At 71.2% G+C, this 25,542-nt stretch carries 22 protein-coding genes; 15 read left to right on the forward strand and 7 right to left on the reverse strand.

What is annotated here, in order from left to right; all coding sequences use genetic code 11:
- The first annotated feature begins 172 nt into the window (after positions 1-172).
- The 5 genes from MFF21_RS00770 to rsmD all read left to right on the forward strand — a co-directional run bounded on the left by MFF21_RS00770 (position 173) and on the right by rsmD (position 6,400).
- Entirely contained in the window at positions 173-1,192 is a 1,020-nt protein-coding gene (locus tag MFF21_RS00770) for a KpsF/GutQ family sugar-phosphate isomerase (RefSeq protein ID WP_238309282.1), read from the forward strand.
- Positions 1,193-1,265: 73 nt separating this feature from the next.
- On the forward strand, positions 1,266-3,176 hold the full coding sequence (gene mutL / locus MFF21_RS00775) for a DNA mismatch repair endonuclease MutL (protein ID WP_238309283.1): 1,911 nt from the start codon (positions 1,266-1,268) through the stop codon (positions 3,174-3,176).
- Between the two features lie 332 nt (positions 3,177-3,508).
- Positions 3,509-3,685, forward strand: coding sequence for a DUF1328 domain-containing protein (locus MFF21_RS00780; protein WP_012456035.1), 177 nt, complete (start codon positions 3,509-3,511; stop codon positions 3,683-3,685).
- A gap of 162 nt (positions 3,686-3,847) precedes the next feature.
- Positions 3,848-5,821: a pseudouridine synthase gene (locus MFF21_RS00785; protein WP_238309284.1), complete on the forward strand. Its 1,974-nt coding sequence runs from the start codon at positions 3,848-3,850 to the stop codon at positions 5,819-5,821.
- A 21-nt stretch (positions 5,822-5,842) separates the two neighbouring features.
- Positions 5,843-6,400 (forward strand): 16S rRNA (guanine(966)-N(2))-methyltransferase RsmD, encoded by a 558-nt coding sequence (gene rsmD / locus MFF21_RS00790; protein WP_238309285.1) that lies wholly within the window; start codon positions 5,843-5,845, stop codon positions 6,398-6,400.
- On the opposite strand, the gene MFF21_RS00795 is transcribed toward rsmD, so the two are convergent.
- Positions 6,397-7,323 (reverse strand): hypothetical protein, encoded by a 927-nt coding sequence (locus tag MFF21_RS00795; protein WP_238309286.1) that lies wholly within the window; start codon positions 7,321-7,323, stop codon positions 6,397-6,399. The genes rsmD and MFF21_RS00795 overlap by 4 nt on opposite strands.
- Before the next feature lie 101 nt (positions 7,324-7,424).
- On the opposite strand from MFF21_RS00795, the gene MFF21_RS00800 reads away from it, so the two are divergent.
- Complete coding sequence (locus MFF21_RS00800; protein ID WP_238309287.1) at positions 7,425-9,563, forward strand: molybdopterin-containing oxidoreductase family protein; 2,139 nt, start codon at positions 7,425-7,427, stop codon at positions 9,561-9,563.
- A gap of 107 nt (positions 9,564-9,670) precedes the next feature.
- On the opposite strand, the gene MFF21_RS00805 is transcribed toward MFF21_RS00800, so the two are convergent.
- Together MFF21_RS00805 and MFF21_RS00810 are read right to left on the reverse strand one after the other, a co-directional pair.
- The gene (locus MFF21_RS00805; RefSeq protein WP_238309288.1) at positions 9,671-10,402 is read right to left on the reverse strand and encodes a L,D-transpeptidase family protein; all 732 of its coding nucleotides are present in this window, start codon (positions 10,400-10,402) and stop codon (positions 9,671-9,673) included.
- Between the two features lie 93 nt (positions 10,403-10,495).
- Positions 10,496-10,705: a hypothetical protein gene (locus MFF21_RS00810; RefSeq protein WP_238309289.1), complete on the reverse strand. Its 210-nt coding sequence runs from the start codon at positions 10,703-10,705 to the stop codon at positions 10,496-10,498.
- Between the two features lie 285 nt (positions 10,706-10,990).
- Between MFF21_RS00810 and MFF21_RS00815 the strand changes: the two genes are divergently transcribed.
- From MFF21_RS00815 to MFF21_RS00840, 6 genes are all read left to right on the forward strand, one after another.
- Positions 10,991-12,439, forward strand: coding sequence for a homospermidine synthase (locus MFF21_RS00815; RefSeq protein WP_238309290.1), 1,449 nt, complete (start codon positions 10,991-10,993; stop codon positions 12,437-12,439).
- Positions 12,440-12,587: 148 nt separating this feature from the next.
- Entirely contained in the window at positions 12,588-13,148 is a 561-nt protein-coding gene (locus tag MFF21_RS00820; protein ID WP_238309291.1) for a Uma2 family endonuclease, read from the forward strand.
- Between the two features lie 71 nt (positions 13,149-13,219).
- A complete protein-coding gene (locus tag MFF21_RS00825; RefSeq protein WP_373324871.1) occupies positions 13,220-13,363 on the forward strand; it encodes a hypothetical protein in 144 nt (47 codons plus the stop codon).
- Positions 13,364-13,384: 21 nt separating this feature from the next.
- A complete protein-coding gene (locus MFF21_RS00830; protein WP_238309292.1) occupies positions 13,385-13,732 on the forward strand; it encodes a hypothetical protein in 348 nt (115 codons plus the stop codon).
- A gap of 5 nt (positions 13,733-13,737) precedes the next feature.
- Complete coding sequence (locus tag MFF21_RS00835) at positions 13,738-14,595, forward strand: DUF1206 domain-containing protein (protein ID WP_238309293.1); 858 nt, start codon at positions 13,738-13,740, stop codon at positions 14,593-14,595.
- 92 nt (positions 14,596-14,687) lie between these two features.
- On the forward strand, positions 14,688-16,649 hold the full coding sequence (locus MFF21_RS00840; RefSeq protein ID WP_238309294.1) for an SDR family NAD(P)-dependent oxidoreductase: 1,962 nt from the start codon (positions 14,688-14,690) through the stop codon (positions 16,647-16,649).
- Here MFF21_RS00840 and MFF21_RS00845 read toward each other — a convergent pair whose 3' ends face one another.
- Together MFF21_RS00845 and MFF21_RS00850 are read right to left on the reverse strand one after the other, a co-directional pair.
- A complete protein-coding gene (locus MFF21_RS00845; protein WP_238309295.1) occupies positions 16,650-17,576 on the reverse strand; it encodes an NAD-dependent epimerase/dehydratase family protein in 927 nt (308 codons plus the stop codon).
- Positions 17,573-18,583 (reverse strand): MraY family glycosyltransferase, encoded by a 1,011-nt coding sequence (locus MFF21_RS00850; protein ID WP_238309296.1) that lies wholly within the window; start codon positions 18,581-18,583, stop codon positions 17,573-17,575. Before MFF21_RS00850 ends, MFF21_RS00845 begins: the two co-directional genes overlap by 4 nt.
- A gap of 222 nt (positions 18,584-18,805) precedes the next feature.
- Between MFF21_RS00850 and MFF21_RS00855 the strand changes: the two genes are divergently transcribed.
- The 3 genes from MFF21_RS00855 (at position 18,806) to MFF21_RS00865 (ending at position 23,230) form a co-directional block, all read left to right on the forward strand.
- A complete protein-coding gene (locus MFF21_RS00855) occupies positions 18,806-21,688 on the forward strand; it encodes a sensor domain-containing phosphodiesterase (RefSeq protein ID WP_238309297.1) in 2,883 nt (960 codons plus the stop codon).
- Between the two features lie 163 nt (positions 21,689-21,851).
- Positions 21,852-22,220 carry a hypothetical protein gene (locus MFF21_RS00860; protein WP_238309298.1) on the forward strand — a complete coding sequence of 123 codons (369 nt, stop codon included), beginning with the start codon at positions 21,852-21,854 and terminating at the stop codon, positions 22,218-22,220.
- Positions 22,221-22,261: 41 nt separating this feature from the next.
- On the forward strand, positions 22,262-23,230 hold the full coding sequence (locus MFF21_RS00865; protein ID WP_373324873.1) for a ferredoxin reductase domain-containing protein: 969 nt from the start codon (positions 22,262-22,264) through the stop codon (positions 23,228-23,230).
- 11 nt (positions 23,231-23,241) lie between these two features.
- On the opposite strand, the gene MFF21_RS00870 is transcribed toward MFF21_RS00865, so the two are convergent.
- Together MFF21_RS00870 and ispH are read right to left on the reverse strand one after the other, a co-directional pair.
- Complete coding sequence (locus MFF21_RS00870; protein ID WP_238309300.1) at positions 23,242-24,207, reverse strand: homoserine kinase; 966 nt, start codon at positions 24,205-24,207, stop codon at positions 23,242-23,244.
- Between the two features lie 101 nt (positions 24,208-24,308).
- Positions 24,309-25,331: a 4-hydroxy-3-methylbut-2-enyl diphosphate reductase gene (gene ispH / locus MFF21_RS00875; protein WP_238309301.1), complete on the reverse strand. Its 1,023-nt coding sequence runs from the start codon at positions 25,329-25,331 to the stop codon at positions 24,309-24,311.
- Positions 25,332-25,542: the final 211 nt, after the last annotated feature.

The raw sequence follows: 25,542 nt of genomic DNA on the forward strand, positions 1-25,542 counted from the left end.
GCAGGCATGGTTAACCGGGCTACACCGGACGTGGTTAACGGGCGGTCAACCAGCGGCCCCTATTCAGGAAGGGCCTCGGGCGGAGCCATGAGGCGACCACAATCCGGCGCGATGGCGGGACGCATCACAGACCACCGTCGCGCTCCGAGCGACCCGAGAGAGCACATCCGGCATGGCACGGCCCCAGCGCATCGAGGACCAGGACGGCGCCCCGGCGGAGTCGCGGGACCCGGCCATCGCCTCGGCGCTGCGCACCCTGGAGACCGAGCGCGACGGCCTGACCTGCCTGATGGAGGCGGTCGGCAACGGGCTCGGCGCGGCCTTCTCCGCGGCGGTCGCCCGCATCGGGACGGGCAGCGGCCGGGTGATCTGCACCGGCATGGGCAAGTCCGGCCATGTCGCCCGCAAGCTCGCCGCGACGCTCGCCTCCACCGGCACCCCGGCCCTCTACGTGCACCCGGCCGAGGCGAGCCACGGCGATCTCGGCATGATCCAGGCCGAGGACGTGGTGCTGGCCCTGTCCTGGTCCGGCGAGACCACGGAGCTCGCCGACATCATCGGCTATGCGCGCCGCTATCGGGTGACGCTGGTGGCGATCACTTCGGGGGTCACCTCCACCCTCGGGCGGGAGGCCGATATCTGCCTCGCCCTGCCCAAGGCGAAGGAGGCCTGCCCCAACGGGCTCGCCCCCACCACCTCCACCGCGATGCAGCTCGCCCTCGGCGATGCCCTCGCCATCGCCCTCCTCGAAGCCCGGGGCTTCTCGGCTCGGGACTTCTCCGTGTTCCACCCCGGAGGCCGCCTCGGAGCCTCGCTCCGCCAAGTCCGTGAGGTCATGCATGGCGGCGCGAGCCTGCCGGTGGTGCCGCTCGGCACCCCCATGCGCGAGGCGATCCGCGAGATCGACGCCAAGGGCTTCGGCTCGGTGATCGTGACCGACGCGGAAGGCCGGCTCGCCGGCATCGTCACCGACGGCGACCTGCGCCGGGCGATCTTCCGCGAGAACCTCGATTCCGTGGCGGTAGAGGCGGTGATGACCCGCAATCCCCGCACGGTCAGCCCCGAGACCCTGCTCGCCAAGGCCCTGGAGATCCAGGAGACCAAGAAGATCACCGCGCTGATCGTGATCGAGGCGGAGCGACCGGTCGGGCTGGTGCATTACCACGATCTGCTGCGGGCCGGCGCCGCCTGAGGGCGGGACAGCGCCCGCCGCGACGCGCCTGCGCCTTTGAGCGCCCGCCGCGGCCCGCTATGATCCCGCGGCGATGTCCGCCCTCCCCGAACCGGTGATCCCCCGCGCCGCCGTGCGCCGCCTCGACGCGATCCTCGTCGACCGCATCGCTGCGGGCGAGGTGGTGGAGCGGCCGGCCTCCGCGGTGAAGGAGCTCGTCGAGAACGCGATCGATGCCGGCGCCCGCAGCATCGAGGTGACGATCGAGGGCGGCGGCCGCCGGCTGATCCGGGTCGTCGACGACGGTTGCGGCATGGGGCCGGAGGATCTCGAACTCGCGGTCGAGCGCCACGCCACCTCGAAGCTGCCCGATGGCGACCTGAGCCGGATCGGCACGCTCGGCTTCCGCGGCGAGGCCCTGCCCTCGATCGGTGCCGTGGCGCGGCTCTCCATCGTCTCCCGGGCGGAGGGCGGCGAAGGCTGGAGCCTCGTGGTCGAGGCGGGGGTGAAGGGTCCCTTGCGCCCGGCCCCGGCGGCGCGGGGTACGCGCATCGAGGTCACCGACCTCTTTGCCGCGACGCCTGCCCGGCTCAAGTTCCTGAAATCCGACCGAGCGGAGACCCTGGCGGTGGCCGAGGTGCTGCGCCGCCTGGCGCTCGCCCAGCCGCGGATCCGCTTCACCCTCAGGACCGAGAGCGCCACGCCGACCGTCTTCCCCGCCGAGAGCGAGCCGGGACCGGCGGCGCAGCTGCGCCGGGCGGCAAGCGTGCTCGGGTCGGATTTCGCGGGCAACGCCGTGCCGCTCTCGCTGGCCCGGGAGGGCTTCCTGCTCGAAGGCCATATCGGCCTGCCGACCTATCACCGGGGGGCGGCCGGCCACATCCACTTCACGGTCAACGGCCGGCCGGTGCGCGACCGCCTGCTGCTCGGGGCCGTGCGCGGGGCCTATGCCGACAGCATGGCCTCCGACCGCCATCCCGTGCTCGCCCTCGACCTGACCTGCGATCCCGCCCTCGTCGACGTGAACGTGCATCCGGCCAAGACCGAGGTGCGCTTCCGCGATCCGGGCCTCGTGCGCGCCCTGGTCGTCAGCGCGATCCACGCCGCCCTGGCCCAGGCCGGGATGCGGTCTGCCACGACCGGGGCCGCGCGCACCCTGGAGGCGCTGCGGCCCGGCGGCTTCACCACCCATTCCGGACGGCAGGCCTTCCCCTCGCCGGGCCGCCCGAGCGTCTCAGGCCCTTCCGTCGCGGCCCCCGCGGGCTGGCGGATGCCCGAGCGGACGCCGCCGGCCGGCGGCTTCTCCGACACGCCGCAGAGCCTGTTCGAGGCCGATCTCGCCCCGCCCGCCGCCGACCTTCGGGAGCCACCGGAGGCCGTCTTCCTGCCCGAACCGAGCGAGCATCCCCTCGGAGCAGCCCGGGCTCAGCTCCACGAGACCTACATCGTCGCCCAGACCGCGGACGGCATCGTCATCGTCGACCAGCACGCCGCCCATGAGCGGCTGGTCTACGAGCGGCTGAAACGCGAGCGGGCCGGCGGCGGCATCGCGCGTCAGGGCCTGCTGATCCCCGACGTGGTCGAGATGGCGCCCGCCGAGGCCGAACGGCTCGTGGCGGCCGCCGCCGAACTGGAGGCCCTCGGCCTCTCGATCGAAGCCTTCGGCCCCGGTGCGGTGCTGGTGCGGGCGGTGCCGGCGGCCCTGGCCGGCGGCTCGGTGCGCGATCTCGTGCGTGATGTGCTCGATGCGCTCCTCGACAGTGGGCTGGACGAGGGCGCGCCGGCCGGCGACGGCGATCCGCTGACCCGCCGCCTCGACGCCATCCTCTCCCGGATGAGCTGCCACGGCTCGATCCGCGCCGGCCGCCGCCTCAAGCCGGAGGAGATGAACGCGCTCCTGCGGGAGATGGAGGCCACGCCCCATTCCGGCTCCTGCAACCATGGCCGCCCGACCTTCGTCGCGCTGAAGCTCACGGATATCGAGCGTCTGTTCGGGCGGCGTTGAGTCGGGGCCGCGGGAAGGCCCGGATCCTGCCCCTAACGCAGCGCCTCGGAACATCGCCTGATCGCGGTCCGTTGGCTTTTCGCAGGATGCGGGACGGTCAGGTCTCGGACCGGGTCGCGACGATCCGGTTCGGCCGAACTTCGAAGCCCTTCAGCGCCTCCCCGGCCATCACCCGCTTTTGTAAGCCGGCGCGGAACGATCCGGCAGCTTGGCAATTTCTAGGGATGAGACCGCATCGCCGGCCCGACCGGCGAGGAGCGGAAGACATTCTCCGGATCCGGGCCGCACCGAGCGGCGCCGGCCAGCCGGAAGACAACTTGTCGGAGGATACCATGATCGGTTGGGCCGTAACCTTCCTCGTCGTCGCGCTGATCGCGGCGCTGCTCGGCTTCGGCGGCATCGCGGGCACCGCGATGGAGGCTGCCAAGATCGTCTTCTTCGTCGCCATCGCCCTGTTCCTGATCTCGGCGGTGATGGGCGCCGTGCGGGGCCGTTCCCCCCGGCTTTGAGGCGGGGCACCTTCGGGTGCCCGGATCGCATCGGAAAAGGCGGCTTCGGCCGCCTTTTTCTGTGCTTGATCCCGCTGCGGCAGGCCCGAGCCATGAATCCGGCGCGCGGCTTCTCGATCGGAACGCCTCGCAAGCCGGGAAGGCCTCTGATATGGGGCGGGCATGAACGACATGAATGACGACGCGCCGGGCGGGCAGGACTCCGCACCGCACGAGGCCGTGCCCCAAGAATCCACCGGCGCCGAGGCGCCCCCGCAGGCAGACACCCCGGCGAGCGGGGGCGACGCGCCCCTGCGCCGCAAGGGTGCCAAATCGGCGAAGGCCCCCGCGGAGCCGGTCGAACCCGAGGCGGGCTACGAGGGCGAGCGCATCGCCAAGGCGATCGCCCGGGCGGGCCTCGCCTCGCGCCGCGACGCCGAGGTGATGATCGAGGCCGGCCGCGTCAGCGTGAACGGCAAGGTGATCCACTCGCCCGCCCTCAACGTGACCGACAGCGACCGCATCAGCGTGGACGGCGAGCCCCTGCCGGCCCGCGAGCGCACCCGGCTCTGGATCTTCCACAAGCCCCGGGGCGTCGTCACCACCGCCCGCGACCCGGAAGGGCGCCAGACCGTGTTCGACGTGCTGCCGGAGGATCTGCCCCGGGTGGTCGCGGTCGGCCGGCTCGACATCAACACCGAGGGCCTGCTGCTGCTGACCAATGACGGCGGCCTCGCCAAGGTCATCGCCCATCCCGATACCGGCTGGCTGCGCCGCTACCGCGTGCGCGCCTTCGGCGAGATCACCCAGGCCGATCTCGACAAGCTGAGGAAGGGCGTCACCGTCGACGGCATGGAATACGGTCCCGTCGAGGCCAGTCTCGACCGGGTGCAGGGCGACAATGCCTGGATCACACTCGGCCTGCGCGAGGGCAAGAACCGCGAGGTCAAGCGCATCCTCGAGCATCTCGGGCTCTCCGTGAACCGGCTGATCCGGCTCTCCTTCGGGCCGTTCCAGCTCGGCGACCTCGAAGTCGGGCTCGTCGAGGAGATCCGGACCAAGGTGCTCAAGGAGCAGCTCGGCAAGGGCCTCGCCGAGCAGGCGGGCGTCGATTTCGAGAGCCCGGTGCGCGACCCCATCGCTGCCTTCGGCAGCCCGAAGAAGACGGCCAAGGCCGCGGCCCAGGCCGCCGCCGCCGAAGCGCCGCGCCCGCCCCGTGCCTCCCGCGGCGCGCCCGCCGAGCGGCCGCAGGCCGGCTTCGCCCGGCCGGGCCGTCCGGCCCGCGATCCCTCCCGTCCCGCCGCGCCGGCGCGGGTGCCGACCGGCGGCATGGGTCCGGGTCCGCGCCAGTCGATCTGGCATGCCGATGCGGACGAGCGGCCCCGTGGCGGCGGCGTGCCCCGCCGGGGCGCCGACCCGAAGGCGGCCCGCGCCCAGGCCGCCGAGCGCGGCCGCGAGCGCGTCGGCTCGATCCAGACCGGCGAGCGGCGCGTTCTGGTCGAGCGCCTGCAGCCCACGCCGGAGCAGCCGGCCCCCGAGCCGCACCGCCGGGTCAAGTTCCGCAGCCGCGACGAGGAGGCCCGTCCCCCCCGGGGCGACGCCCGGCCGCCGCGCGGCGATGCCCGTCCCCCGCGCGGGGAAGGCGGCGAAGCGCGTCCGCGCCGCCGCGAGGCCGAGGCCCGCGGAGCCTTCGAGGGGCAGGGCGAGCGGCGCGGACCGCCGCGGGAGCGGGCGACCGGGTCGCGCCAGGATCGTCCCCGGCAAGATCGTCCCCGTCAGGATCGCGCGCCGCAGGATCGCCCGCGTGAGGATCGTCCGCGCCAGGATCGGGCTCGGGACGATCGTCCCCGGCAGGAGCGCCCGCGCCAGGACCGCCCGCGCCAGGAGCGTGTGCACCAGGAGCGTTCGCGTGACGGCGGTGAGGCCTTCGAGCGCAAGGCCGGCGGCTTCCGCGGCCGTGCCGAGGGCGAGCGCGGCGCCTCCCGCGACTTCAAGCCCGGTCCCGCCCGCGGCGGGGCGGGCAAGGAAGCCGGCGGCGCCAGGGGGGGCTTCAAGGCCGGCGGCCGTCCCGGCGGCGGCAAGCCCGGCGGACGCCCGGGCGGCTTCTCCGGCAAGCCCGGTCCCCGCGGCGGCGGCAAGCCGCGCGGGTCGAAGTAGCCCGGTCCGGGAGCGGCAACGGTGAGGATCGTCGGCGGGCGGCTCGGAGGCCGCCGGCTCGCGGGACCACGCACGGACGCGATCCGGCCGACCACGGACCGGATGCGCGAGGCGTTGTTCAACGTCCTCGCCCATGCCTATGACGACGTGGTCGAGGGCGCGCGCGTGCTCGACCTCTTCGCCGGCACCGGCGCCTTCAGCTTCGAAGCGCTCTCCCGTGGCGCCGAATACGCCCTCCTCGTCGACGAGGGCTCGGAGGCGCGGGCAATCATCCGGAGCAATATCGAAGCGCTGGGCCTGGAAGGCGCGACCCGCCTGTTCCGCCGGGATGCCACCAAGCTCGGCCCGGCGGGGCCGGCAGGCCCCTTCGACCTGCTGTTCTGCGACCCGCCCTATAACCGTGATCTGGCCCCGAAGGCCCTCGCCTCCGCCGCTTCCGGCGGCTGGCTCGGCGCTGGCGCCCTGGTCCTCGTCGAAGAAGCCGCCGCCGTGCAGGTGGCGCCGCCACCCGGGTTCACGGCGCTGGAGCGGCGCGATTACGGCGACAGCGCCGTCACGTTTCTTCGCTATCAGGGTTAATTTTCACGGGAAAACCGCTCGTTCCAGCGCCAGAGCCCAAAGGCGATGGCGAGGAGCACGAGGCCGGCGGCAAGCAGGCTGAGCGGCGTGGCGCCGAGCCGTTCGAACCACTGCGTATAGAAGTGGATCCCACCGAAGATCGCGGCGAGGTTGAGCACCCAGCGCCGGTTCTCCCGCACGGCCCAGGCACCGACCGCAAGCAGCGCGAGCGCCCAGCCGATCACGAAGGCCTCGGCCGGGATCGAGCGGCCGAACGACTCCCGCATCCCGGATTGCGTCTCGTCGCCCCAGAGCGAGCCGACCCAGAAGCCGAGATTGACCAGGAACAGCGCCGTGCGCGCGCCGATCAGGGCGAGCCGCTCGCCCGCAGGGGGCAGATGCTTCGACAGCCGGTAGAGGCCGAAGGCCAGGGCGGAGAAGACGAGCACCGTCGCCGCGGGCTCGGGAATCGCGATCGAATAGACCGCGTGGCTGTAGCCCGCGCGGGCGTCGAGGGCCCCGGACAGCCCGAACACGGCGAGCACCGCAAGCAGGCCGTTGCCCGAGAGCAGGGCAGCGACGGCGAAGACCGCCGTCACGGTCAGGAAGGAGGCGGCGCTGCCCTCCTGCAGCACGACGAGGCCGCCGCCGAAGAGCAGGGCGCCCACCAGCACGAGGATGGCGCCGAGCACCCGCCACGCAGCGAGCCGGGCGAGCAGGCCCGTACCTCCGGCCAGCATCAGCCCGCCCAGGGCGAGCGCCGCGCGGGGATCCGGCACCAGGGCGAGCGCCGCCAGGCTCACCGCGGCGACGCCGAAGCCGATCAGGATGTTGATGGCGAGGGAGGCGCCCTCCTTCGCCGAGAGGGCCAGGAGCCGGTCGTGCTCCTCCGCGGTGATCCGCCCCTCCGCCCGCAGGCGGGTGAGATCGAGGGTGACCTTCATGGGCCTCTCATTAGAATTATAATTGACTTACGAACCGCGCGACGGCCAGTCTCCCAGCAACAAGATGCCGAAAAGGCAACCGGAGGGAGAGGAGACGCACCATGGCCGCCACTGCTGCGAGCACCACCAAGCTGGGCGCTTGCCCGCATGACTGCCCCGACACCTGCTCGATGATCTATACCGTCGAGGATGGGCGCCTGACCGGTGTGCGCGGCAACCCGGACCATCCGATGACCCGGGGCGCACTCTGCACCAAGGTGCACGATTTCGAGCGGCACCACTACAATCCCGACCGCGTGCTCTACCCGATGCGCCGCACGGGCCCGAAGGGCTCGGGCCAGTTCACCCGGATCAGCTGGGCGGAAGCCCTCGACACGATCCATGACCGCTTCCAAGAGGTGATCGCGACGCACGGCCGCGAAGCGATCCTGCCCTACAACTATCTCGGCAACGAGGGCGTGGTGCAGGGCCTCACCGTCGGCGATGCGTTCTTCAACCGGCTCGGCGCGAGCGTGGCGGAAAAAACCTTCTGCGGCTCCGGCTCCTGCACGGCCTGGCTGCTCACCGTCGGCCCCACCAACGGCCTCGACCCGATGAGCTTCACGCAGTCGAAGTACATCATCATCTGGGGCTGCAACTCGATCTCCACGAACATCCACCACTGGCACGTGGTGAAGGAGGCTCAGCGCCACGGAGCCAAGGTGGTGGTGATCGACCCCTACCGCTCCCGCACCGCCAAGGAGGCGGATTGGCACCTGATGCCGCGCCCCGGCACGGATGGCGCCCTGGCGATGGCGCTGATCCACTGTCTCATCAACGGCAACCTGATCGACCGGGACTATGTGGAGAAGCATACCCTCGGCTTCGACGCGTTGAAGGAGCGCGCCGCGCCCTTCACGCCGGAATACGCCGCCGGGATCTGCGGCATCGCGGCGGAAGACATCCGCATGCTGGCCCATGAATACGCCACCACCCGCAACGCCGCGATCCGCCCCGGCGTGGCGGTGGAGCGCAGCGCCGGCGGCGCCCAGGCCCTGCGCGCCATCTTCTCCCTGCCGGCCCTGACCGGCGCCTGGAAGGACCCCGGCGGCGGCATCTATCAGATGCCGCTCTGGGAATTTCCCGTGCATTGGGACCGCGTCTGCCGGCCGGACTGGATCCCGGAGGGCACGCGGGCGGTCAACGTGCTCAAGCTCGGCGCGGTGCTGAACGGCGAGGCGGGACTGAATCCGGGCATCCACGCCCTGATGGTCTACAACGCCAACCCGGTCTCGAACTCCACCGAGACCGCCTCCATCAAGAAGGGCCTCGCCCGCGAGGACCTGTTCACGGTGGTGAGCGAGCACTTCGTCACCGACACGGCCCGCTACGCCGACATCCTTCTGCCGGCGACCATGGCGGCCGAGCACGACGACATGATGTTCTCGTGGGGCCACTTCTTCTTCACGCTCAATCAGAAGGCGATCGAGCCCCCGGGCGAGACCGTGTCGAACGCCGAGCTGTTCCGGCGCCTCGCCCAACGCTTCGGCTTCACCGATCCCCAGTTCTCCATGAGCGAGACCGAGCTGATGGAGTGGTATCTCGACTGGGACAGCCCGAAGATGGCCGGCGCCAGCATGGCGCATTTCCGCGCGCAGGGCTGGTATCGCCTCGATGTCGGCGATCCCGAGACGCGCACGCCGCATGCGGAGGGCAACTTCCCGACGGCCTCGGGCAAGTGCGAGTTCTACTCGGAGGCCGCGGCCGCCAACGGCAACTTCGTCGCCCCGCCCTTCCGGCAGATGTACGAGGCGATGCAGGGCGGCGAGCCCCTCGACCCCCTGCCGGGCTACGTGCCGGCGAACGAACGGCCGGAGACGAACGGCGCGCTCGCCGCGCGCTTCCCCCTCAACATCGTCTCGCCGAAGAGCCACGGCTTCCTCAATTCGCAATACGCGAACGAGACCCACAAGATCGCCAAGCAGGGCAACCAGGCGATCCTGATCAACCCGCGGGATGCCGGCGGGCGGGCCATCACCGAGGGCGCCCTGGTGCGGGTGTTCAACGACCGCGGCACCTTCCACGGCGAGGCGCGGGTGACGGAGGACGTGCCGCCGGGCGTGGTCGTCGCCTCCCTCGGCTACTGGCACGCCCTCAACCGCGACGGGGCGGTGAACGTGGTCTCTTCCGCCACCTATGGCGGCATGGGCCATTCCCCGACCTTCAGCGACAACCTCGTCGAGGTGCATCTCGCAGGATAGGCCGCCTCACGGCTCGCCGACAGGCACGGCGAGCCGCACGGTCGGATCTCGGTCCGCCTCGGCGGCGGGCCGGAATCGGCCGCCATCGCGGCGGCCCCGGGGCAACCTCACGGTCGCGGCAGGCAGGCCGAGAAGCGGGGCAGCGCCGTCTCGGGCAGGATCGCGATCGCGGCACCCCGGCTCGCGAAATTCTGGATGGCGGCAACCCGTCTCTCGGGCAGGGCGACACACCCCGCCGTGCCGGTCGTCGGCCCGCGCCAGACATGCAGGAAGATGCAGGAGCCCGCCCGTTGCGCGGCGTCGCTCGGATAAGCGATGACGAGGCCCCGCCGATAGAGCGGTTCGGCGCCCATGTCCTCACCCTTCGGCGCAACGCGTCCCTGCCGGACCGGGACGAGGTGGTTGTAGGCAGGCGAGTCCGGGTCGTCGACGCAGACCGTGCGGCCGGGTCTCAACACGAGGTGCCCGGGCCGGACCGTCGCCGGAAAGCCGAAACTGCGGCCGAGCCGGTAGAGGCCCGCGGGCGTACGACCGTCCCCTTCGCGCTTGACGGGCTCACCGGGTCGAGCGGCGTCGCGGAACGGATGACCCCAGGCGAGACCGTGGCGCCCGAGCACGACCGGCTCCGGTGGCGAGACGGCGTGCCAGGAGGCGTCCGCGCCGTTGCGCCGGAAAAGCCGGAGACGACCGTTCCCGCTCGCGAAACCGGCGCCGGTCACCAGGACGAGCCGGTCGATGCCCGCCGGCAGAGATTCGCAGGCCCCCTCCCGCGCCTGGGCGGAGGCCGCCGCAAGCCCGACGAGAAACGGGGCGGCGCAGCGTCCGATCGGCAGAGGCAAGGCAGCAACCCGGTCCGCAGCCGGCCCGCTCCCCGGCGGCCGGTGGCGAATCCTAGCGGCGCGCGGCGCGTCCGTCGACGGCGCGGCCGATCCTCAGCGCTGGTTGTAGGGCCAGGCGGTCGAGGAGCTGAACAGATCGGTCTCGGCGGCGGTGCGATGACAGGCGCGGGTCTGGGCACCGACGGCATGGCCGGCGCGGCGTGCGGAGCGAACGAGGGCGCTCAGGAGCGTGATGATGCCCGGATCGCGGTCGATCGCCTCGACCTCCGGGCGGACGGGCTGGGCCGTGAGCACGGTCAGCATGGTGTGGATCCCCTTGGCGTCAGGTGGTGCGAAGCTTGGTGTCTCCTCCTTGTTGCATTGCAATATAAGCATGCTCCGGTCGCTCGTCCTTGCCCGGCCTCCGCCTCAGACCTGCACCCACATCATAGCGCCGAGATCAGTGCTTCACCGTTCCGCAAGATTCTCGTGATCCGGACGGTTGACCGCGGGGCGTCGAACCGTCATCCGCACGTCATTTCCAGGCATCAAGCACGCCGCTCCGCTCACGCGAGCCGCACGTCATTATCCCAAGGAGTGCATTGCGCCATGTCCGACGCAACCCAGACCGAGTGGCCGGTCCACGGCCGCATCACCGGCCCGATCGTGATGATCGGCTTCGGCTCCATCGGCCGGGGGACGCTGCCGCTCATCGAGCGCCATTTCGAGTACGACAAGAAGCGCTTCACGGTCATCGAGCCCTCCGACGCGCACAAGGATCTCGCCGAGAAGCACGGCCTGCGCTTCGAGCAGGTGGCGCTGACCAAGGAGAACTACCGCGACGTCCTCACGCCCCTGCTGACCGAGGGCGGCGGCCAGGGCTTCTGCGTGAACCTCTCGGTCGACACCTCGTCGCGGGACATCCTGGAGCTCTGCCGTGAGCTGGGCGCGCTCTACATCGACACCGTCGCCGAGCCCTGGACCGGCTTCTACTTCGACAAGGGCCTGAGCCAGGCCGACCGCACCAACTACGCCCTGCGCGAGAACATCCTCGAGGCGCGCCGCGCCGCCCCCGGCGGCCCGACCGCCGTTTCCTGCTGCGGCGCAAACCCCGGCATGGTCTCCTGGTTCGTCAAGCAGGCGCTCCTGAACATCGCCAAGGACACCGGCTCGACCACCCCCGAGCCGAAGACCCGCGAGGAATGGGCCGCGCTGATGCGCGAGCTCGGCGTCAAGGGCGTCCACATCGCGGAGCGCGACACCCAGCGCGCCAAGCACCCCAAGCCCATGGGCGTGTTCGTCAACACCTGGTCGGTCGAGGGCTTCGTGTCCGAGGGCAACCAGCCGGCCGAGCTCGGCTGGGGCACGCACGAGACCTGGAAGCCCGAGAACGCCCGCGGCCAGGAGAAGGGCTCGCGCTGCGCGATCTTCCTGCTCCAGCCCGGCGCCGATACCCGCGTGCGCACCTGGGTGCCGACCGCCGGCGCGCAGTTCGGCTTCCTCGTCACCCACAACGAGGCGATCTCGATCTCCGACTACTACACGGTCCGCGAGAACGGCGAGGCGGTCTACCGCCCGACCTGCCACTACGCCTATCACCCGGCCAACGATGCCGTGCTCTCGCTGCACGAGATGTGGGGCAATGCCGGCAAGGTGCAGGAGAAGCACCACATCCTTGACGAGAACGAGATCGTCGACGGCATCGACGAACTCGGCGTGCTCCTCTACGGCCACAAGAAGAACGCCTACTGGTACGGCTCGCAGCTCTCCATCGAGGAGACCCGCCGCATCGCCCCCTACCAGAACGCGACCGGCCTGCAGGTGACCTCCGCCGTGCTCGCCGGCATGGTCTGGGCGCTGGAGAACCCGGAGGCCGGCATCGTCGAGGCCGACGAGATCGACTTCCGCCGCTGCCTCGAGGTGCAGACGCCGTATCTCGGCCCCGTCGTCGGCGTCTACACCGACTGGACCCCGCTCAGCGACCGCCCGGGCCTGTTCCCGGAGGACATCGACACGAGCGACCCCTGGCAGTTCCGCAACGTGCTGGTGCACGGCTAAGCGGCGGCCGGCCGCTCGCCCCGCGGGCGGCCCCTCGCCGACGACGGAACGGCGCGTCTCTCATTCCGAGGCGCGCGCCGCCCCGGCCGAGACTCCCGCGCCGACGGGGCGCCATGCTAGGATCGGCCCTCCTCACCGGAGGCTGATCATGGCCGTCGCCGCCCACCGCGACACCCACATGCAGGTCGCCGAATATCGGGACTGGGTCGCGGCCCAGCCCGACGAGGAGCGCTGGGAACTGCTCGACGGCGTCCCGGTGCTGATGGCGCAGGCCAAGGGACCGCACCAGCGCATCGTCACCAATCTGATCAAGCGCCTCGATGACCTTGCGGAACGCAGGAGCTGCGGCGCCTATCCCGGCCTCGCCATCCTCAGCGAGGCGATGGACGATTTCGCTCCCATCCCGGACGTCGTCCTTCCATGCGGCCCGCCACCGGAAGACGGCGACACAGAAGATCCGATCCTCATCGCAGAGGTGCTCTCGCCCTCCACGATGGTCGACGATCGCGGCCGCAAGACCGCGTTCTATCAGACCGTGCCCTCGCTCCGGATCCTTCTGATCGTCTACCAAGACGAGCGTCGGGTCGAGATCTGGCGCCGCGAGAGCGAGTGGCGGATGCGGGTCGCCGGCCCGGAGGACGTGATCGACCTGCCCGAGCTCGACGACAGCTTGGCCTTGCCGGACATCTACGCGCGCCTGGCCTTCTGACCCGCCGCATCCGCATTGGTGCGGGCTGCGCCGGGTGCTAGCATCGACCATCCACCCGGAGGTTCCTGACGATGGCGCTGGCGGTGCGGCGCGATCCCGGCATGCAGGTCGCGGAGGATCGGGCCTGGGTCGAGGACCGGCCCGACGAGGAGCGCTGGCAGCTGATCGACGGCACTCTTGCCGTGGCCGACCTCTACGACGACATCGGCTTCTGACACGAACGCGCAGGCTCGGATTTGCCCCACTTCGAAGACTTCTACGCGAACAAGCTGCGCGGCTCCCTCGGCGTGACGGATGCGGATTCCGTACTCGACCTGCGCGGCACGAACCGCCCCACGGCGGAGGCCTCGCTGAACGACATGCTGGAGCGCAGCCGCTTCGCCAAGGGCAAGACGGTGGCGATTCGCCTCGACCCGCCGCCGGAAGGGGGCGGCGAGACCCTGTTCCAGCCGGTGGGCCGCCAGCTCCTCGACGCCAAGCGCCGCGGCTGGATCGAGCGGCTGCAGACGCTGCCGGCCCAGGACGGGCTCGGTTTCTACGTGGCGCTCGCCGGCAAGCCGGAGCGGGAGCGGGAGCGCGACTGACCGGCATGGCCTGGAGCCGGCACGACAACGCCCTGGAGCATCTCGCCCGCTTCGGCTACGGCGCCCGCGGGCTCGTCTATTGCGTGGTGGGTGCCCTTGCCCTGCTGGCCGCCCTCGGCCAGGGCGGCGCGGCAGGCGACAGCAAGGGCGCGCTGCGGAGCCTGATGGGCAGCCCGTTCGGCGCGGTCCTGGTCGGGGCCATCGCCCTCGGCCTCGCGGGCTTCGCCCTCTGGCGCCTCGTGGAAGGGACGATCGATGCCGACCGGCGCGGGCGCTCGGCCAAGGCGCTCGTCGTGCGCGGCGCGCATCTCGTCAGCGCCGCGACCTATGCCGCCCTCGCCGTCAGCGCCGGCCAACTCGCCTTCGGGATCGGCCGCGCCGCCGCCGGCGGGGACGGGGTGCAGGACTGGACGGCCTGGCTCCTGGGCCAGCCCCTCGGCCCCTGGCTCGTCGGCCTCGTCGGGCTGGGCGTCGCCGGGGCCGGGATCGGCTACCTCGCCAAGGCCTGGCGGGGCGACGTCGCCGCCCGTCTCTCGCTCCCGGGGGGCGCCGAGGCCTGGGTGAAGCCCCTCGGCCGCTTCGGCTATGCCGCGCGCGGAATCGTGTTCCTCCTCATCGCCGGCTTCGTGCTCGCGGCGGCCTGGACCCAGGCCTCCTCCGAGGCGCACGGCCTGTCCGGCGCCTTCGCGGCCCTGCGGGCGCAACCCTTCGGGCGGGTTCTGCTCGGGCTCGTCGCCGCGGGCCATCTCGCCTTCGGAGCCTTCGGCATGATCCAGGCCCGCTACCGCCATATCGACGCCCCGGATATCGACCGGGCGGACGACGCCGTGTCGAAATTGATCCGGCAGACCGCTGGCTCGTAGGTCATCGTCTGCGCCGGGTCGGCGCCCCACCCGTCGCGTTGACATCTCCCGAGGCGCCGCCGATACCCTGCGCGGCCTCCCGCGAAAGCATCATGCAGCAGCGCACCCTCAAGACGGCGGCGATGGTCGGCCACGATCTCGTGGCGACCGCGGCGGCGGTGATCCTCACTTTCGTGTTCCGTTTCCACGGCGACCAGCTGACGGAGCGGCTGCACGCCCTGCCGCTGCTGCTGCCCCCGTTCCTCGCCTTCGCCGGCTTTGTCTACGCCTGGTTCAAGCTCTACCGCACGAAGTGGCGCTTCGCCTCGCTGCCGGATCTCGCCGGCATCGTGCGGGCAGCGAGCGTCTGCGCCCTGACGCTGCTGGTGCTCGATTACGTCCTCGTTTCCGAGAACCTCTACGGCTTCTACTTCTTCGGCAAGATCGCCATCGCCCTCTACTGGGTGCTGCAGATCTTCCTGCTGGGCGGACCGCGCCTCGCCTTCCGCTACCTGAAATACACCCGCTCCCGGCAGAGCCATGCCCGCAGCGCCACCACCCCGACCCTGCTGCTCGGGCGCGGCGCCGATATCGAGATCGTGCTGCGCGCGATCGAGGCGGGCTCCGTGCGCCGGCTCGCGCCCAAGGGCATCCTCTCGCCGCGGGCGGACGAGGCGGGGCAGATGATGCGCGGCGTGCCCGTGCTCGGCGGCTTCCAGGACCTGGAGAAGGTCGTGGCCGATCTCGGCAATCGCGGCCTGCCGGTGCGCCGGCTCGTGGCCACGCCGAGCGCCCTCGCCCCGGAGGCGGAGCCCGACGACCTGATCGCCCGGGCCCGCCGGCTCGGCCTGCCGCTCGCCCGGGTGACGAGCCTCGGCGAGGGCATGCGCGACGCCGAGCTCGCCCCCCTCGAGATCGAGGATCTGCTGCTCCGTCCCACCGTCGCGATCGACCGGCCGCGGCTGGAGCGCTTCCTCACCGGCGCGCGGGTCATCGTCACCGGCGGCGGCGGCTCCATCGGCTCGGAGATCTGCGCCCGGGCTTTGGCCTTCGGCGCGAGCGCCCTGCTCGTGGTCGAGAATTCGGAGCCGGCCCTGCACGGCGTGCTCAACAGCCCGGCCCTGCTGACCGCGGAGGCCGAGCTGCGCGGCGCCCTCGCCGATATCCGCGACCGGGAGCGCATCGCGGCGCTCTTCGCGGAGTTCCGGCCCACCTACGTGTTCCACGCCGCGGCGCTCAAGCAGGTGCCCTATCTGGAGCGCGACTGGGCGGAGGGTATCAAGACCAACGTGTTCGGCTCGATCAACGTGGCCGAGGCCACGGTGGCGGCCGGCGCCCGGGCCCTGGTGATGATCTCCACCGACAAGGCGATCGAGCCGGTCTCCCAGCTCGGCGTCACCAAGCGTTTCGCCGAGATGGTGGCCCAGGCCCTCGACGCCGAGCAGGCCGGCCCGACGCCGACCCGCCTCATCGCCGTGCGCTTCGGCAACGTGCTCGGGTCGGTCGGCTCCGTAGTGCCGGTGTTCAAGGCGCAGATCGCCCGGGGCGGCCCCGTGACCGTCACCCACGCGGACATGGTGCGCTACTTCATGACCGTGCGCGAGGCCTCCGACCTCGTGCTCACCGCCGCCTCCCATGCCGACCGCGAAGCCCGCGAGCCGGCGACCGCCGCCTCCGACCAGCGCGCGGCGGTCTACGTGCTCAAGATGGGCCAGCCCGTGCGGATCAAGGATCTCGCCGAGCGGATGATCCGGCTCGCCGGCTTCGAACCGGGGGAGGACATCGAGATCCAGGTCACCGGCGCCCGGCCGGGCGAGCGCCTCAACGAGATCCTGTTCGCCCGCGAGGAGCCCCGGGTCACCCTCGACGGCATCGAGGGGGTGATGGCGGCCAAGCCCGTCTTCGCCGACCGCAGCGTGCTCGAGGCCTGGATCGCCCGCCTGCGGGCGGCCGTGGAGCGGGGCGACCGGGCCGCGGCGGAGGCGGTGTTCGAGGAGGCCGTCCCGGATTTCCGGCTGCGGGCGGGGGCGATCCCGGCCGCGCCCGTTCCCGCGCCGCAAGCCGTCTCCGCCTGATCAGGCGGAGAGGCGCGCGAGCTGCGCGAGCCCTTCGCGGGACGGGAAGGCCGGCGACCAGCCCAAGGCGGCGAGCCCGTCGGGGCGGGCGACCAGGGAGCCGGCGAGCCGGTCGAAGACCTCGCGGCGCCCCGTGACGTGGCAGGCGAGACCGATCAGCGGGGCGGGCACGGGCAGAAGGCCCGGTGCGCGGTCGAGCCCCTCGCGCAGGGCGCCGAGCATCTCGGGCAGGGTCAGCGGATCGGGATCGGCCACGATGAGCGGGCGGCGCAGGGGGCCGGCGACCCCGAGGGCGGTCGCCACCGCCGCCGAAAGGCTCTCCACCGAGACCAGCGAGCGGCGCCCGGAAAAACCGCCCAGCGGCAGGGGATAGGGCAGGCGCGCGAGCCGCAGCAACGCCGCCATGTTGCCCTTCACCCCCTCGCCGTAGACGAGCACGGGCCGCAGGGCCACCCAATCGAGATCGAGGGAGGCGAGCGCCTGCTCGGCGGCGAGCTTGGAGCGGCCATAGGCGTCGGTCGGCGCGGGCGCGTCATTGTCGCCGAGGGGAGCAGGGGCGCTCGGACCGATCTGAGCGCGGATCGAGGAGAGGAAGACGAAGCGGCGCACCTTGGCCCGCTGCGCGGCCTCCGCCAAGTGCCGGGTCGCTTCCGTGTTGGAGGAGCGGAAATCGTCCTCCGGCGCACCGGACATGGCGTGGGCGAGCCCCGCCGAATGCACCACCGCGTCGACGCCAGCCAGCGCGGCGGCCATGTTCATCGGGCGGGCGAGGTCCCCGACCACGGCGCCGCTCGCCCCCTCCGGCAGCGTATCGATGGGCCGCCGCAGCAGCACGCGCACCCGGTAGCCCCGGGCGCTGAGCGTGCGCAGGAGATGGCGACCGATGAAGCCGGTGGCCCCGGTGAGGGCGATGGTCGGTCCGGTCACGCGCGCAGGGTCCTCGATGGCTTCGGCCTGGAGAAACGCCGCAGCAGGGCGGCCACGAGCGCGAGGGCACCCGCGAGGCAGAGAAGCCTGACCGGCCAGGACGGCCAAAGCAAGCTCGCGGCGGCGAGCGCGTCGAGGGCGAGCCCCAGGGCGAAGACGGCGCCGACGACCTCGGGCACGGAGAAGCCGTTCACCGTGGCGACCTGGTAGAAATGCGAGCGATGGGCCTGCCAGACCTTCTCCCCGCGCTTCAGGCGCCAGAGCAGGGTGAGGGTCGCGTCGGCTACGGGATAGAGCGGCAGGATCAGCGCCGCCACGATCTGGCCCTCGAGCGCCAGCCGATAGAGCAGCCAGGCGACGAGGAGGCCGATGGGCAGCGAGCCGACATCGCCCATGAAGAGCCGCGCCACCGGCCGGTTGAAGGGCGCGAATCCGAGCAGCCCGCCGAGCAGGCCGGCCGCGAGGAGGGTGGGGACGGCTCCGAAGCCGCCTCCGAAGCCGAGGACGACCAGGAAGCCGCTAAGTGGCACCATCTCCGCCACCGTCATCCAGTCGAGCCCGTCCATGAAATTGACAAGGTTCACGAACCAAAGCCCAGCCAGGACGGCGATGATACGCTCCAGCCAGAGCGGCCATTCGGGCAGCAGCCGCCCGCCCGCCGCCATCACCACCGCCGCGACCGCCAGCGCCTGCAGCAGGAAGCGCAGGGCGGGGCTCAGGGGGCGGATGTCGTCGACCGCGCCGATCACGGCAAGCACCAGCGCCCCGATAACGAGCGTGAGGAATCCGGCGTCGCCGGCCCCGGCGGACAGGGCAAAGCCCACGGCCACGAGGAGCGCCGCAGCGACGATGGCGATGCCGCCGCCCTGCGGCGTCGGCACCCTATGGCTCGAACGGGCATTCGGCCGGGCCAGCGCATAGCGGGCGAGCACGGGCTTCAGCAGCACGATCAGGCCGGCGCTGACGCCACAGGCGAGGGGCACGGCCAGGAGGGGAGCGAGCGTCATGCCCCCGCTTTAGCGCGCCTGCTCACGAAGGGCAGGCCCGATCCACTGCCGCGCCCGGCTTGTTTTGGCCGCAAATCGGAGCGACCCCAGAGACGGTGTCACGGCCAATGAGCGGTGGGCGCCGTCCGTTCCGGGGAAGCTTCGCCTTGCCGGCCGGTCGCCCCGCCGATACGACTTGCCGAACGCGCCTGCCTGTTCCGCCGGCCTCAAGAAATCGCCCCGTTGCGCACAGTCTCCTTCGTCCTCCTCCTGCTGACGGCCCTGGCCTGCGCCCTCGGGACGACCGGCCCCGCGCGTGCCGTGGAGGCGGTGCGCGTCACTCCGAACACGCCAGCGATCGACCTGACGCCGATGATCGAGCGCTACCGCTCGGACGGCGACCTGATCCAGATCTCGACCGCCCCGGCCAAGGACGGGATCGTGCGCCGCATCGTGGTGAAGGCCCGCGAGGCGGGGGCGCGACCGGACTGGATGGTGTTCGCGCTCACCAACGACACCGACGAGCAGATCCAGCGCCTGCTGGTGGCCCCGCATTTCCGGCTGGTCGGCTCCGGCGTGGTTTGGCCGGATCTCGGCGGTTCGCGCATCGCCGCCATCACCGCGAGCGAGGGCGAGCGCCCCGACCGCCAGGACGGGCTCGATGCCGACGAGTTCCTGATCACCCTCGACCCGGACACGACCATCACCTTTGTCGCCGAGCTGAAGGGCCCGAACATCCCGCAGGTCTATCTGTGGGACCAGGAGGCCTATCAGAAGAAGACCAGCGGCCTGACGCTCTACAAGGGCATCATCATCGGCATCTCGGGACTGCTCGCCCTGTTCCTGACGATCATCTTCGTGGTGCGCGGGGCGATCATCTTCCCGGCGGCAGCGGCGCTTGCCTGGTCGGTGCTCGCCTATGCCTGCATCGATTTCGGCTTCCTGCAGCGGGTCTTTCCGATCAACGAGGTGGCCGAGCGGATCTACCGGGCCTCGGCCGAGGCGGTGCTCGGCGCCACCTTGCTCGTCTTCCTATTCGCCTATCTCAACCTGTCGCGCTGGCACGTGCGCTACAGCCATGTCGCCTTCTTCTGGCTCGTCTTCCTCGCCGGCCTCGTCGGGCTCGCGGTGTTCGACCCGCCGGTGGCGGCAGGCGTGGCGCGCATCTCCATCGCCGCGGTGGCCGGGGTCGGCCTGCTGCTGATCCTCTATCTCGCCGTGCATAACGGCTACGACCGCGCCATCCTGCTGGTGCCGACCTGGATCCTGCTGCTGGTCTGGGTGGCGGCGGCGGGCTTCGCGGTGACGGGCCAGATCGGATCGGACCTCGTCCAGCCGGCCCTGATCGGCGGCCTCGTGCTCATCGTCATGCTGATCGGCTTCACGGTGATGCAGCACGCCTTCGCCGGGGGCGGCCTGAGTCACGCCCTCGTCTCGGACACAGAGCGCCGCGCCCTGGCGCTGACGGGGGCCGGCGACATCGTGTTCGACTGGGACGTGCCCGGCGACCGCGTCTATGCCGGCCAGGAAATCGAGCGTCAGCTCGGCCTGAAGCGCGGCGCCCTGGAAGGGCCGGCCGCGACCTGGCTCGGCCTGCTGCATCCCTTCGACGTGGAGCGCTATTCCGCCGCCCTCGATACGGTGATCGAGGAGCGCCGCGGGCGCATCGTCCACGATTTCCGCCTGCGCTCGACCGGGGGCGCCTATCACTGGTACCGGCTGAAGGCCCGGCCGGTGATCGGCACCGACGGCGAGGTGATCCGGGTGGTCGGCACCATCGCCGACGTGACCGAGTTGAAGACCGCCGAGGAACGGCTGCTGCACGACGCGGTGCATGACAGCCTGACCGGCCTGCCAAACCGCGAGTTGTTCTACGACCGCCTCGACGCCGCCATGGCGCTGGCCGGCCAGGACGCCCGGCTGAAGCCGACCGTGATCGTGCTCGACATCGACCGCTTCAAGACCGTCAACGACGCGGTCGGGCTGTCGGCGGGCGATTCCATCCTGCTCACCCTATCGCGCCGCCTCGGCCGGCTCCTGCGCCCACAGGACACGCTGGCCCGGGTCGCCGGCGACGAGTTCGCGGTGATCCTGCTCTCGGAGCGCGACCCCGACCGCATCCTCGCCTTCGCCGAGATGATCCGGCGCACCATCGCCACCCCGGTGACCTATGCCGAGCGCGAGGTTTTCCTCACCGTCTCGACGGGCATCGCCCTCTACGAGGCCGGCACCACCCTCAAGCGGGAGGAAGTGTTCAAGAACGCCCAGATGGCGATGATCCAGGCCAAGCGCGGCGGCGGCGACCGCATCGAGGTGTTCCGCGCCAACATGCGCACGGAGCGCTCCGACCGGCTGATGCTGGAGAGCGACCTGCGCCGCTCCCTGGAGCGAAACGAGATCAAGGTGCTGTTCCAGCCGATCGTGCGGCTGGAAGACCGGACGGTGGCGGGCTTCGAGGCCCTGCTGCGCTGGGACCATCCGCGCCTGGGGCGCATCTCGCCCTCGACCTTCATTCCCCTGGCCGAGGAGACGGGCTTCATCGTCCAGCTCGGCAATTTCGTGATCGAGCGCGCGGCGCTGGAGCTCGCCGCCTGGCAGCGCTCCCTCGACGTCGAGCCGCCGATCTTCGCCTCCGTCAACGTCTCCTCGCGCCAGCTCCTGCGCCACGACCTCCTGCACGATGTGAAGACCGTGCTGGCGCGCACCGGCGTGCTGCCGGGCTCGCTCAAGCTGGAGCTCACCGAGAGTCTGGTGATGGAGAACCCGGAATACGCCGCGCAGATGCTTGCCCGGATCCACGACCTCGGCGCCGGCCTCTCCCTGGACGATTTCGGCACCGGCTACTCGTCCCTGTCCTATCTGCAGCGCTTCCCCTTCGACACGATCAAGATCGACCAGTCCTTCGTGCGCCAGATGGGCAGCGGGCAGGACGTGATTCTGCGCTCGATCGTGAAGATGGCGCAGGAGCTCGGCCTCGCGATCGTAGCGGAGGGCGCCGAGTCGGAGGCCGACGCCCAGGCCCTCCAGGATCTCGGCTGCGACTACGCCCAGGGCTTCGCCTTCGGCGAGCCGATGACGACGCTCCAGGCTCGCCAGCTCGTCGGCGCGGCACCCGAGGCGGCCTGACCGGCGTCCCGGCGCGAAGCTGTCAAAAGCGTCCGGATCCTGAAGCGGGACGGCGCCGGAAAGCCAGATCTTAAACGTCCCTTAACCATGTCTGCCCAAAGCTGAGCGCGACACCGAAGATCGCTGTGGATGCGGTCGGGGCGGCGGTGAGGAGCGGGAAGCGATGGCCGAGGCGGCGAGGCGGGCGACGGGGGGGCACGGCAACGATGTCGTACGGCGTCTGATCGCCCGTCCGATCCGGCTGAAGCAGATGGACATCGAGGCGCCGCGTTCCACCGTCCCGGCAGTGCCCGCCCCAATCGAGATCGAACAGGACGTCCCGCAGCCCACTCCGGCCCGCCCGGACGCGACGCAGCTTCAGGCCAATCTCCAGGTGCTCAAGGCGGTTCTCGCGGCCGAGCGCGAGGAGATCGCCAAGCTCAGGATCTGCGCCGGCCTCGATGGCGAGCAGCCAGAACTCGGCGAGGAGGCCCGTGCCGTGCGCGAGCGCTGGGCCGCCATGGTCGACCGCCTGCTGCACGCCTCCGCCTGATGGCGCCCGAAGCGCCGCTTCCGTCGCTGCCACGGAAGAAGATGGAGACGACCATGAGCACGCGCTGCTCCCTCGTCGTCAATGGCAAGACCGTGCGTTGCGCCACCGGCGACACGCCCCTCGAAACCGCGCTCGCCGACGGCATGATCGCGGCCACCCAGGGCGTCCACGGCGTGACCGCCCTTGGCCAAGCCGCCCTGCGGCGCGGCCGGCCGCGTCTGCGCCGATCCGAAGCGGTGAAGCTTCCCGAGATCCCCGAGCGCGACGGCGAGGGGCTGGCGGAGGTCGAGCCGCGCGCCGGCAAGCCGGCCCTCGCCAAACGTGCCGGCACCCTCACAGAAGTGACGCGGCTCTCGCCCCGTCTGGTCCAGGCGGTGGTGACGCTCACCAAGCCTCTCGCCGTCGAGCCCGGGCATCAGGTCGTCCTGAGCCCGGAGGGCTTCGCGCCGCTGACCTTGACGCCGAGCCTGCGCGTGGACGGAGCGGCCGAACTGAACGAACTCGTCTTCCACCTGCGCTGCGGGCAGGAGGGCGCCGAGGAGGGCTTCGCCGCCGCCCTCGCGAACGGCCTCGCCCTCGGCCACGAGGTGAAGGCGAAGGGGCCGGTCGGCCGCGGCCAGTACCGCCCCGGGGGCGGTCGCCTCGTGCTGGTGGCCTCCGAGACGGGATTTGCCGGGATCTGGGCGATCGCCCGGGCCGCCCGCTACATCGAGCCCGCCCGCGAGATCCATCTCGTCGTCGGCGCGCGCGATCCCCTCGATCTCTACATGCGCCCTGCCCTCGACTGGCTGAAGGCGACGGGCGTGTCACGCATCACTCTCGTCTCCGAACGCCACCGGCAGCGCCCGCCGGAGGTGCGGCCGGGCCCGCTCACGGCCCATGTGCCTTCCCTGCGGACGACGGACGCGGTCCATGTCTCGGGCTGCGCCGCGACGGTGGGTGCAGTGGAGGTGCTGGCGGCGGCGACCGGCGCACGCTGCTACCCGATCCCCCTCGATCCGAACGCCTGATTTCGGCGGGATCAGCCCCGCCAGCCGTAATCCCGCGCGTGCGTCGCCTGCCGGTGGAAGGTGAGGCGCCTATCGTATTCGAGGGGGTCCTTCGGCCTCACCAGGGCGCCTGGCGGCACGTTCAGCCAATCGACGAGGCGGGTGAGCATGAAGCGCATGGCCGCGCCCCGAGCGAGGATCGGCAGCGCCGCGACCTCCTCGGGCTCAAGGCGCCGCGTCTCCTGATAGCCGGCGATCATCGCCTCGGCCTTGTCGTGCTGGAAGGTACCGTCCGCCTCAAAGCACCAGGCGTTGAGCGAGATCGCGAGATCGTAGGCGAAGGCGTCGGTGCAGGCGAAGTAGAAATCGATCAGCCCCGACAGCCTGTCCCCGATGAAGAACACGTTGTCGACGAAGAGATCGGCATGGATGACGCCTCCGGGCAGCCCCTCCGGCCAGGAGGCCTCCAGGACGGCGAGATCCGCGCGGGTGCGCGTCGCGAGCCCCGGGGCGACGTCGTCGGCCTGCGCCGCGCTCTGCGCGAAGAGGGGACGCCAGGAGGCGACCGAGAGGTTGTTCGGCCGCACCATGCCGAAATCGCTGCCGGCCTCGTGCAGGCCGGCCAGGGCCCGCCCCAGGGCATGGCAATGGCCGGCATTCGGCCTGCTGACGGAGACGCCCTCCAGGAAGCTGACGATCACCGCCGGGCGCCCGCAAAGCCGCCCCAGGGCCACGCCGGCCCGGTTGCGCACGGGCTGCGGGCAGGCGAGCCCGCGCCGGGCGAGATGCTCCATCAGGTTGAGGAAGAAGGGCAGGTCCTCCTCGCGCACCCGCTTCTCGTAGAGGGTGAGGATGTAGTTGCCCGTGGTCGTGTGCAGGAAGAAGTTGGTGTTCTCCACCCCCTCCGCGATGCCCTTGTAGGAGAGCATCGCGCCGAGATCGTACTCGGCCAGGAAGGCGGCGAGCGCCGCATCGGGGACCTCGGTGTAGACGGCCACGGGACTTGCTTTGCTCACGGGGTCGAAAAAAGGGGCGCCGGCTTCAGCCGTGCGCCCCCGCCGTCATGATCCGTCCCGAGGGACGGAACCTGTTTGGAAGCCTATTCGGCCGCCTCGCTGCGCAGCTCGCGCGGCAGCGGGAAGGACATATCCTCGATCGTCACCGAGACCTGATCCACGGTCACGTCGAATCGGGCGGCGAAGGCGTCGATGATCTCCTCGACGAGCACCTCCGGCGCGGAGGCGCCGGCGGTGAGGCCGAGGCGGCGCACGCCCTGGAAGGCGTCCCAGTCGATCTCCTCCGCCCGGAGCACGAGGCGGGTGATCGGGCAGCCGGCGCGCTCGGCGACCTCGCGCAGGCGCTGCGAGTTCGAGGAATTCGAGGAGCCGACCACGATCAGGGCGTCGACCCGCGGTGCGACCTCCTTCACCGCCTCCTGGCGGTTGGTGGTGGCGTAGCAGATGTCGTCCTTGTGCGGGCCGTGGATGCCAGCGAACTTGGCCTTGAGCGCCTCGACGATGTGCTTGGTATCGTCGATCGAAAGGGTGGTCTGCGTCACCCAGGCAAGTTCCTGGTTGGCCGGAGGCTCCAGGGCGGCGATCTGCTCGATATCCTCGACGAGGGTGATCGAGCCCTTGGGCAGCTGGCCCATGGTGCCCACCACCTCGGGATGGCCGGAATGGCCGACGAGCAGCACGTGGCGGCCGCGCTTGTGGTGGATCTCGGCCTCGCGGTGGACCTTGGTCACCAGCGGGCAAGTGGCATCGATCGTGGTCAGCCCGCGCATGTCCGCATTCTGCGGCACGGTCTTGGCAACGCCGTGGGCGGAGAAGATGACGGGCGCGCCGCTGTCTGGCACCTCGTCGAGCTCGCGGACGAACACGGCGCCCTTCCGCTTCAGCGTCTCGACCACGTACTTGTTGTGCACGATCTCGTGACGGACATAGACCGGCGCACCGTAGATCGCGAGCGCCCGCTCCACGACGTCGATCGCCCGTACCACGCCGGCGCAGAAGCCGCGCGGGGCGCAGAGCAGGATTTCGAGGGGTGGCTTCTCGCCGGTGATGGCCGGCTGGGGCACCCGATCAGGATCGGCAGTCAGGTTGATGGTGTCGGCGCTCATGATCCGCGGGATGTGCGAGGGGCGGGTCGGGCTGTCAACAGCGCCGGGACATAAGGCCCCGGTCCGTGCCGTCTGTAACACATCCCGCACGCGACGTGACCCCCATGCACGTCGATCGCTGCCCCGCGATCAACCTGGGGTCTCTCGGACCGACCTTCGGCTGGACCTCCCGTCGCGTTTCAGGCGCCGGCGGCCCCTCCGACGTGTGAAG

Origin of the sequence: Methylobacterium organophilum (genome assembly GCF_022179465.1) — a bacterium.
GTDB lineage: Bacteria > Pseudomonadota > Alphaproteobacteria > Rhizobiales > Beijerinckiaceae > Methylobacterium > Methylobacterium organophilum.